Here is a 10,650-nt window from a genome sequence, read left to right as displayed (position 1 = left end):
TGTCCTTAGTACGAGAGGACCGGGATGGACGGACCGCTGGTGTATCTGCTGCGAAGGCAATCGCATAAGGCAGGGTAGCCAAGTCTGGCAGGGATAAACGCTGAAGGCATCTAAGCGTGAAGCCCCCCTCAAGATGAGATATCCCCACGCAAGTGGTAAGACCCCTTGGAGAGTACGAGGTTGATAGGCACAAGGTGTAAGAGTGGTAACATTCTCAGCTGATGTGTACTAATAGGTCGAGGACTTAACCAAAAAGTCAAGAAAAGTTTGGAGATTCAGTGTTCGGTTTTGAAGGAATGATCAAGGCTCTGTGCATTGCACGGAGCTTTTTTTATTGGTATAAAATATACTACTAATATATTTGTCAATACCATCCGATATCTCTTATGCAATACTGTCAAAAAAATATTTATTTTAAGCCTTAAGTTACCAGGCTCTAAGCCGATATAATAAGTGAGCCATTATTTATTTCATTGCGAGGTGATAAGATGGAAAGTAAAATTCTGTTGGAAAACGGTACTAATGAGCTGGAGGTTTTGGAATTTAAAATTGACGATCACTGTTATGGAATAAACGTTGCTAAGATAAAAGAAATAATTACTTATCAGGAAGTAACGCCTGTTCCTAATGCACATCCTAGTATCGAAGGCATATTTATGCCACGTGATATGATGATCACTGCAATCGATCTTCGCAATTGTCTTCAAAGAGGAACATCGAAACCCGGCGGACTCTTTATTGTTACTAATTTCAATAAGCTCGATATTGCATTCCATGTTGATTCCGTTATTGGTATTCATCGTGTGTCCTGGGCTGATATAATCAAGCCCAATGCTACTATATCCACAGCTGAACAAAGTATTTCCACAGGTATCATTAAATTTGAAGATCGTCTTATCATCATCCTTGATTTTGAAAAGATTGTATCTGATATTAATCCTAATACTGGTCTTAATATGGATCAGATAAAGGATATCGGTCCAAGAACAAGGACAGATGTACCGATTGTCCTTGCAGAAGACTCACAGCTTCTTAATAAGCTCATTGTTGATGCTCTTAACAAGGCAGGATATTCTAATGTAAGACATTTTGAAAATGGTAAGCTTGCATATGATTATATTCAGGAGCTTAAGAAGAGAGAAAAGCTTGATCAGGTTAAATGTATAATTACTGATGTAGAAATGCCTATCATGGATGGTCATCGTCTTACTAAACTTGTTAAGACAGATGAAGCAACTAAGGATATTCCTCTTATCATCTTCTCATCACTGGTTAATGAGGAAATGAGAAGAAAAGGTGAAGCTCTTGGTGCTGACAGACAGCTATCAAAGCCTGAGATTGGTAACCTTGTATCCGTGATTGATGAACTTGTACAGGTTCAGGATACAGAAGGCTGACAATATATAAAGATTATAAACTCCCTTTACAGGTGCAGGTAGGATGACTACTTCGTATCCTATGAAGGGAGTTTTTATGTATTAATTGCAGACTTCGCACTTGGGTGATACTGCACCGTTCAAGTGCGAAGTCAGTTATTAATGCTGTTGCAGCCATAAAAGTCATTGTTTTATAATACTTATGCATTAAAATAGGAATTATGCTTGGATATAATCTTCAAGTTTTTTACTATTTAATAAATAATAAAAATTTATAACGAGGTTATTATGGATAATATACTTGTACCTGCACTTAGTCAGACAAAGAAGGTTCTTATAGGACTTGGAGAAGAATGGTTTTATGATTATAAAAACATTTCAAATGATATAGATTATAAAAATCTTCTGGAAAAGGCTTGTCTTGATCACGAATGGCTTATTCCCTTTATTCAGTACCATTATATGAAAAATCATGATGATTCAAGGACCAGGGCTTTTACTAAGCTCGCAGATCTTATTAAGGATAAAGATTATTTTATCGTTTCAACTATATATGATTTTAGTAATAAAGATAATCTTTTTGATTCTTCAAGGATGGTCTTTCCATGCGGTAATATTGAATATCTGCAGCAGAAGCAAAGTAGAGACGGCGAACTCATCTCGGTAGAAGAATCGGAAGATTTCGCACAGCTGATGCAACAAATTGACAAAGCACTAAAAAATAATGGGGAACTCTCCGAAATAAAAAGAGTAATATATGGCAATGATGAGCTCATATTCAATCAGAAAAGGCGTGAATGGAGCAAGGCACAGTACAATGAGAGTGCTTATCTTGCGCAATGGAACAATTATCAAAGATGGCTATCAGGGACTTTGTCGGAGGATCTACTGATTCTGGAACTTGGAGTAGGGCTGGAATATCCGACTGTTATTCGATTCCCTTTTGAAAAGATAGCATATATCAATAATAAAGCTTATATGATTCGTGTACATGAAAAATTGTATCAGCTGACTGAGCAAATTAGTAAGAAGGCGGTATCTGTACAAGGTAATTCGATGGATTACATAAAACAAGTATGAGGACATTATGGCATCGATCGATAAGACAAATGAAATTGATTCATTATCAAGATTGGCAGGCAAAGTGCCCGTCGCATCTTCTGATGCACAAAACGAGATCGATGTAGACAATGAAGACCTGAAAGAAATCAATAATCTTCTCAGTAAAGTTGATAGTGGAGAGATCATTGACCCTGGACTTGCTCAGGTAGCTAGAAGTTATAAGGCTGCTGAAGCTGCTAGCGAAGGTATACCGCATTATACAGTTGGAGATGAATCACCTGATTTTTTTGATGATGATGAAGAAGAGCAGGATCTTGATAAGGCTATAGCTCAAGCTGAAGAGGCTATGCATAGGTTGGAGGATCCTGATGCTAACAGTGAACTTGCACAAGATGATCAAAATTTAGATGATAACGAGTCTGAACAGGAAGAACCTGTCGAAGCTACAGAAGAAGCTTTGAAGGAAGTTCCGGAAAAAGATGTTAATGAGCCTGAAATAGCAGACTCTGTCGAAGCTATAGAAGAAGTTTCGCAGGAAGTTCCGGTAAAAGATGTTAATGAGCCTGAAATAGTAGACTCTGTAGTAGCTACAGAAGAAACCTCACAGGAAGTTCCGATAAAAGATGTTAATGAGACTGAACAAGTAGAATCTATAACAGCTGATAAGGAAACAAAACAGGAAGACTCATCAATAGATATCAACGAATCAGATACTCCTGAATTGGAGAAAGGTGCAAACGTGGCTGATAACAATGTACCTGAAGTGCCAACTGCATCAGATGATCCCAACAAGCAGTTATCTCCTGAAGAGATAGCGGCTATGTTTGCTGCGGCCGGAGGCGGAGACAGTGAACCGGAGCCTGAGCCAGAGCCAGAACCGGCACCTGCAGCACCTGGTCCAGGGGATGATCCCAACAAGAAGTTGTCTCCTGAAGAGATAGCGGCTATGTTTGCTGCGGCCGGAGGCGGAGACAGTGAACCGGAGCCAGAGCCAGAACCGGCACCTGCAGCACCTGATCCCGGGGATGATCCTAACAAGAAGCTGTCTCCTGAAGAGATAGCGGCTATGTTTGCTGCGGCCGGAGGCGGGGATAGTGAACCGGAGCCTGAGCCGGAACAGACACCTTCAGAGGATGCAGGTAAGGGAGATGATGATACTCCTTCTCCGGACGATATTTTAAAATCTATGCAGCCGGCAGATGATGATCCTAACAGGGCACTTAGTCCTGAAGAAATAGAAGCTATGTTTGCTGCAGCCGGTGGAGGAGATGATGCTGCCGGAGACAGTAGTACAGAAGAAGTCAGTGGAACTTCAGATGATACTGCAGATAGTGCTAATGAAGCAGAAGAATCATCGGAAGATGCCGGTGCTGATGAACTGTCATTAGATGATATTCAGGAAGAAACACCTGCTGCAGATGAAAGCGGTGAATCGGCAGAAGGTGCTGCTGAAGAAGAGAAAAATTCTGATGACAGTAACTCTGAAGATAGTAATTCGGAAGAAAGTAAAGATGAAAATAGAGTAGAAGAAGCTGCATCATCAGAAGAATCGTCGCAAGGTGATGCTACAGAAGAAGCATCTGCTTCTGAAGCTACTCAAGACGCTTCTAATGATGAGTCAGATGAAGCGTCAGAAGACCTTGACTCCTTGATGGATTCGCTTGGAAGTGATGACATGGATCTTCTTGAGAATGAAGGGGCAAGTGGTGATTCTGGCGAAGGCGCATCTGACGAACTTAATATAGAAGAGCCATCAGAAGTACCAAAAGATGAGCTGAATATAGAAGAGCCTTCTGCTGAGAGTGATGAATTAAGCCTTGAAGAGCCGGTAGAGGGCGGAGAAGATCTAAATCTTGATGGCGACGGAGATGATCTTATGTCGCTTTCTGAAGGCGGTGCATCAGGTGAAGAACCAGAAGATGAGGAGTCTGCTGTTTCCAATGATGAGCTTGATGACATCGAACTTGAGAAGAAGTCTTCTAAAGGCAAAAAAGGTGGCAAGAAACCTGCAAAAGAAAAGAAAGGCAAGGAAGATGACGGCGAAAAGAAAGGATTTTTTGCCAAGATACTTGCAGCACTTTTCAAAGAAGATGATGAAGAAGATGGAAGCGGCAATGTAGAGAATAACGAGCTTGCATCACTGACAGATGAGAATCAGGCTGTTCTCAATGAAATAGAAGGCGACAAGAAGAAAAAGAAGGAAAAGAAGGAAAAAGAGCCAAAGCCAAAGAAAGAGAAGAAGCCTGCAAAGAAGAAAGAAAAAAAGCCAAAGCCGCCAAAGGAGCCGAAACCCAAGAAAGAAAAGAAACCGAAGGTTCCGGAGGGGCCGCCGCCTAAGCCTATTCCGCCAAGGAAATTCATACTTGCATTTCTTTTGGTTATACCTATTGGAATATTATGTGCACTTCCGGCATACACTGTTCCAGAGAAGGCTATTCATGAAGAAGCGCAGATGGCCTTTCTTAACGGTGATTATGAAGGTGCATACAGAGATTATTACAGCTTATACAGGGCAGGAAAACTCTCTGAAGATGATCAGATCCTGTATTGGAAAGCAAGATATATATCCCAGATGAGGCACTATTATAAGCAGTATGAAGTATTTGCTTCTATAGGGCTGAATGTCGAAGCTTTGAACGCGCTTGTAAAAGGTGTTGAGCAGTATGAAGAGATCCTGGAGGACAATGAGAGACTTAAAGAACTGGAACTTGAATATAACCCTAGTGCTACACCTGATTCTTTAGTTGAAACTGAAGTCAATATAGCGTACTATAATATACAATCGGCGCTAGAAACTGAATATGGCCTTTCAATTGATGATGTTAAGGAACTCATCACCATAGAAGAGGAAGTTGATTATACCAAGCAGCTTCAGATAATATGTGGCCTTAGAGCAGCGCCTGAGTAGCTATTGTATATGCAAAAAGGGAGGAGAGTTTTTTGGTCGCTATATTGGATTATGATGCCGGTAATATAAAGAGCGTTGAAAAGGCATTTAAGTTTCTTGGAACAGATGTAGTTACAACACGAGATGAGAAGGAAATAGCCAGAGCTGATCATGTTGTGTTACCTGGTGTTGGTGCTTTTGGCGATGCCATGGGCAGATTAAATGAATACGGACTTGTGGATGTTATAAAAAAGACTGTATCGTCTGACATCCCCTTTTTAGGAATATGCCTGGGCCAGCAACTCATGTTCGATTCAAGTGAAGAATCGGAGGGAGTTGACGGCCTGGGTATTTTTCGTGGAACAATCAAGAAAATCCCGCAGGTACATGGTCTTAAAGTTCCGCAGATTGGATGGAATGATCTTTCTTTTCCCAGGCAGGGACGTCTTTTTAAGAATATTCCGGAACATTCTTACGTGTATTTTGTTCATTCTTATTATCTTGATGCTATGGACAAGACTATAGTAACAGCAACTACTGATTACGGCGTGTGCGTAGAAGCTTCTGTAGAAAAAGACAATGTATTTGCATGTCAGTTTCATCCGGAGAAAAGCTCAGAAGTAGGAATGCAGATTTTGAAGAATTTTTTGGAGGTATAAGTTTGAAAGTGTTCCACTTTCAAACCCAAATTGGTGTCGCGAGCAACACCAATTTGAACCATTAGTCACTCGTTTCACTCGCGACATGAGGTTAAAAATGCTTACTAAAAGGATAATACCTTGTCTTGATGTTAAAGACGGAAGAGTTGTTAAAGGAATTAATTTTGTAGAGCTTAGAGATGCAGGCGATCCGGTTTCTGTAGGAGAAGCTTACAGCAAAGCAGGTGCCGATGAGCTTGTTTTTTTGGATATTACTGCTACATCTGATGCCAGGCAGACTGTTGTGGATATGGTCAGAAAAGTTGCTGAGCGAGTTTTTATCCCGTTTACAGTTGGCGGTGGAATTCGAACTGTCGATGACATGAAAGCTATATTAAGAGAAGGTGCTGATAAGTGTGCAGTCAACTCTGCCGCCATAAACAGACCTGAGCTCATATCAGAAGGCGCTGACAAATTTGGAAGTCAGTGCGTAGTAGTAGCAATAGATGCAAGAAAAAGAGAAGACGGATCAGGATGGAACGTGTTCAAAAACGGTGGTCGTATTGATACCGGGCTTGATGCGGTAGAGTGGGCAAGGAAAGCATATGAACTCGGAGCGGGCGAGATACTTCTTACCAGCATGGATGGAGATGGAACTAAAGCCGGTTATGATATAGAACTGACAAGGGCAATCGCTGATCAGGTTGGAATTCCGGTTATAGCATCCGGCGGAGCCGGCACTAAAGAACATTTCTACGAGGCACTTACCAAGGGCGGCGCAGATGCAGCACTTGCGGCATCGTTGTTTCATTACAAGGAACTGGAGATTCTGGAAGTCAAGGAATACTTAAGAAGCAAGGGCGTTCCTGTGAGATTATAAAAGGTAATATTTTGAAAATGTTACATTTTCTAATCAAATATATAAATATAGAAATATAGACTTAAAGAGTAATAAACGATCATTGATATGATTATCGATATGCGTTAAAGAGGATAAAATGGGAGCAATTGAAGGAAAATGGGCTGATGCTCTTAAAGAAGAGTTCAGAAAACCATACTATGCCAATTTATACAAATTTATAAAAGAGGAATACAGTTCGCACGTTGTATATCCGCCATCTGAAGACATATTTAATGCTCTTCATCTGACAGATCTTAAAGATATAAAGGTTGTCATATTGGGCCAGGATCCATATCACGAACCGGGACAGGCTCATGGCCTATGCTTCTCGGTGAGACCGGAGGTTGATATTCCGCCGTCACTTGTGAATATCTATAAAGAGCTTCATGATGATCTTGGATGTAAGATCCCGGATAACGGATATCTTGTTCATTGGGCCGAGCAGGGAGTGCTTCTTTTGAACACGCTTCTTACTGTTAGAGCTCATCAGGCTTTTTCTCATAGAGGTAAAGGGTGGGAGAACTTCACAGATGCGATCATAAGGGCTGTTAATAAAGAAGACAGACCTATCGTCTACATGTTATGGGGAAGCCCTGCTCAGAAGAAGGCAGAAATGCTGGACAATCCCAAGCATCTTATTCTAAAAGCTCCACATCCAAGCCCATTGTCAGCATATAGGGGATTTTTTGGCTGTAGGCATTTTAGTAAGTGTAATGAGTTTTTGGAAAAAAACGGCATTGCTCCTATTGACTGGCAGATTCCTGATAAAGCTGATATCTAAAAGCAGTAAGCTGGGATAGACTAAGCCCACTGCGATTTTAACCAATTTAAAAAACTTATTTTAAACTCTGTACAAGTGGCATGATTTATGGTACTTTTACTAGAGTAAACGTTCAAATTGTATACAAAGATACAATTACACAAAAAGAAAGGCATAAATTGTAATATGAAAAGAGCTTTTATCAGCAAAGAACAGGCGGAAGCAATTGCAAAAGAGTATCCAACCCCTTTTTATATTTATGATGAAAAGGCTATAAGAGAGAATGCCCGTGCGGTTAACAAGGCATTTTCATGGAATAAAGGTTTCCGTGAATATTTTGCAGTCAAGGCAACTCCCAATCCTGAGATTCTTAAGATCCTGTTTGAAGAAGGATGTGGTTTTGATTGTTCATCCATGGCAGAACTTGTACTATCAAAAGCTGTTGGGGCCAAGGGGAAGGACATTATGTTTTCCTCCAATGATACTCCTTTAGAAGAGTTTTTCTATGCTGATGAGCTTGGTTCTATCATTAATCTTGATGATCTTACACATGTTGACTATTTTATAGACAATAACATTCCTTTTCAGGAGACAATGTGCTGTAGATTTAATCCGGGTGGAGTATTCAAGATGAGTAATGGAATCATGGACAATCCCGGAGATTCCAAGTACGGAATGAGTGAAGAGCAGATGGCTACAGCGTTTACCAGAATGATGGAAAGAGGTGTCAAGCATTTTGGAATTCACGCTTTCCTGGCTAGTAACACAGTGACCAATGATTATTATCCACAGCTTGCAGGCCAGCTTTTTGAGCTTGCAATAAGGCTAAAGAAAGCTACCGGAGCAGACATTAAGTTTATCAATCTTTCAGGCGGAGTAGGTATTCCTTATACTCCGGATCAGACTCCAAACGATATTGCTGTTATCGGAGAAGGTGTTCATAAAAAGTTTGACGAGATCATGGTTCCTGCAGGCCTTTCTGATGTAGCCATATTTACAGAAATGGGAAGATTCATGATGGGACCTTATGGAAGCCTTGTAACAAGAGCAATCCATGAGAAACATATATACAAAGAGTATATAGGTGTTGATGCATGTGCAGCCAATCTTATGCGTCCTGCTATGTATGGCTCTTATCATCACATAACAGTTCTTGGCAAAGAAAATGAGCCTTATGATCATACATATGATGTTACAGGTTCTCTTTGTGAGAATAATGACAAGTTTGCTATAGACAGAAAACTTCCCAAGATTGATATGGGTGATCTTCTCTATATTCATGATGCAGGTGCTCATGGTTTTGCGATGGGTTACAATTATAACGGCCGTTTATGGAGCAGTGAGCTTTTGCTCAAAGAAGACGGAAGCGTAAAATGCATCAGAAGAGCTCAGACTATGAGAGATTATTTTGCTACATTTGATGAGCTCCCTGTATTTGATGCTATTGAAGAGGCTATTGAAGAGTCAGGTGGAATTTGAGCCTTTTGTTAATTGCAATTAAGAGCATTACGGGAATTAAAGGTATATAAGGTATATAAAGTATTAACAGGCAATAAACTGCCTATGATAATATTTGGAAGGTGGAGAAATAAAGGCAATGAGTTCAAAGAATAATGTAAAGAAGTACACAGAGATGTCCAAGGATGAGCTTAAACAGGAGCTCGTTTCATTGAAAAAGGAGTATGAGAGATATCAGGCTATGGAGATGACTCTTGATATGAGTCGCGGTAAGCCTTGCAAAGAGCAGCTTGATCTTTCCATGGGAATGATGGATGTTCTTAGTTCTGATTCTGATCTTGCCTGCGAAGATGGCACAGATTGTCGTAATTATGGTGTTCTTACAGGTATTGATGAAGCTAAGGAGCTTCTTTCAGATATGATGGAGAACAATCCTGATAATATCATCATTTTCGGTAATTCTTCTCTTAATGTTATGTATGATTGTATCAGCCGTTCTTTCACACACGGAGTTATGGGCAATACTCCTTGGTGCAAGCTTGACAAGGTTAAGTGGCTTTGTCCTGCTCCCGGATATGACAGACATTTTGCGATAACAGAGTATTTTGGTATCGAGATGATCACGGTTCCGATGTCACCTGAGGGACCTGATATGGATATGATCGAGAAGCTTGTTTCTGAAGATGAAAGCATTAAGGGTATCTGGTGTGTTCCGAAGTATTCTAATCCTCAGGGCTATTCATATTCTGATGTTACTGTAAGACGATTTGCTAATCTTAAGCCTGCAGCACATGACTTTAGAATCTACTGGGACAATGCGTATGGTATACATCACCTGTATGACAAGGAACAAGATTATCTTATCGAGATCCTTGCAGAATGCAAGAAGGCTGGTAATCCGGATCTTGTATACAAATTCGCTTCTACATCCAAGATCACTTTCCCCGGATCAGGAATTGCTGCAATGGCTACAAGCCCTAATAATATGGAGGATATAGTCAAGCAGATGAACTTCCAGACAATAGGTCACGACAAGGTTAATCAGCTTCGTCATGTAAGATATTTTAAGGATATTCATGGTATGGTAGAGCATATGAAGAAGCAGGCTGACATCTTAAGACCTAAATTTGAAGCAGTTGAGAATATATTTGAAGAGAATCTTGGCGGCCTTGGAATAGGACAGTGGACCAATCCCAAGGGAGGATATTTCATCAGTTTTGATTCTTTGCCTGGATGTGCTAAGAGTATTGTTGCCTATTGCAAGAAGGCAGGTGTTAAGCTGACAGGCGCAGGATCAACATATCCATATCACAAGGATCCTACAGATAGCAACATCCGTATTGCTCCGACATATCCATCACTTGCAGATCTTAAGACAGCAGCAACCCTTTTTACACTTTGTGTAAAATATGTTAGTGCTGAAAAGCTCCTTTCAACTATGAATTAAGCTTATTGAATTATTGCTTTAAAATTATATAATAAATATATGAAGATCCCACTGCTCCTTACGGGTAGTGGGTAATCTTTTATCTGAATTGCCGCTTTTTAAAACTGCCATGAGCTATCAT

8 protein-coding genes and 1 rRNA gene are annotated in these 10,650 nt (G+C 40.4%); all 9 read left to right on the top strand.

All coding sequences use genetic code 11. The features are described 5' to 3' along the window. Positions 1-252, top strand: a 23S ribosomal RNA gene (locus BMX21_RS09905); the annotation flags it as partial. A 236-nt stretch (positions 253-488) separates the two neighbouring features. Continuing rightward, positions 489-1,397 carry a chemotaxis protein gene (locus BMX21_RS09900; RefSeq protein WP_022756205.1) on the top strand — a complete coding sequence of 303 codons (909 nt, stop codon included), beginning with the start codon at positions 489-491 and terminating at the stop codon, positions 1,395-1,397. 267 nt (positions 1,398-1,664) lie between these two features. Further along, the gene (locus tag BMX21_RS09895) at positions 1,665-2,456 is read left to right on the top strand and encodes a hypothetical protein (RefSeq protein WP_051199560.1); all 792 of its coding nucleotides are present in this window, start codon (positions 1,665-1,667) and stop codon (positions 2,454-2,456) included. A 7-nt stretch (positions 2,457-2,463) separates the two neighbouring features. Beyond that, on the top strand, positions 2,464-5,346 hold the full coding sequence (locus tag BMX21_RS09890) for a hypothetical protein (RefSeq protein WP_092043861.1): 2,883 nt from the start codon (positions 2,464-2,466) through the stop codon (positions 5,344-5,346). 32 nt (positions 5,347-5,378) lie between these two features. Further along, positions 5,379-5,984 (top strand): imidazole glycerol phosphate synthase subunit HisH, encoded by a 606-nt coding sequence (gene hisH / locus BMX21_RS09885; protein WP_022753917.1) that lies wholly within the window; start codon positions 5,379-5,381, stop codon positions 5,982-5,984. Positions 5,985-6,081: 97 nt separating this feature from the next. After that, on the top strand, positions 6,082-6,843 hold the full coding sequence (gene hisF, locus BMX21_RS09880) for an imidazole glycerol phosphate synthase subunit HisF (protein ID WP_022753918.1): 762 nt from the start codon (positions 6,082-6,084) through the stop codon (positions 6,841-6,843). Between the two features lie 118 nt (positions 6,844-6,961). Then, complete coding sequence (gene ung, locus BMX21_RS09875) at positions 6,962-7,645, top strand: uracil-DNA glycosylase (RefSeq protein ID WP_092043858.1); 684 nt, start codon at positions 6,962-6,964, stop codon at positions 7,643-7,645. 165 nt (positions 7,646-7,810) lie between these two features. Next, positions 7,811-9,103 carry a diaminopimelate decarboxylase gene (locus BMX21_RS09870; RefSeq protein WP_092043855.1) on the top strand — a complete coding sequence of 431 codons (1,293 nt, stop codon included), beginning with the start codon at positions 7,811-7,813 and terminating at the stop codon, positions 9,101-9,103. Between the two features lie 118 nt (positions 9,104-9,221). Further along, a complete protein-coding gene (locus tag BMX21_RS09865) occupies positions 9,222-10,529 on the top strand; it encodes an aspartate aminotransferase type Ic (protein ID WP_022753921.1) in 1,308 nt (435 codons plus the stop codon). Positions 10,530-10,650 lie beyond the last annotated feature (121 nt).

The sequence above is a fragment of the Butyrivibrio sp. TB genome (assembly GCF_900110805.1).
In the GTDB taxonomy this organism is placed as follows: Bacteria; Bacillota; Clostridia; order Lachnospirales; family Lachnospiraceae; genus Butyrivibrio; species Butyrivibrio fibrisolvens_C.
Note: the sequence above shows the minus strand (reverse complement) of the source record. Positions and strands in the feature narration are given on the sequence as shown.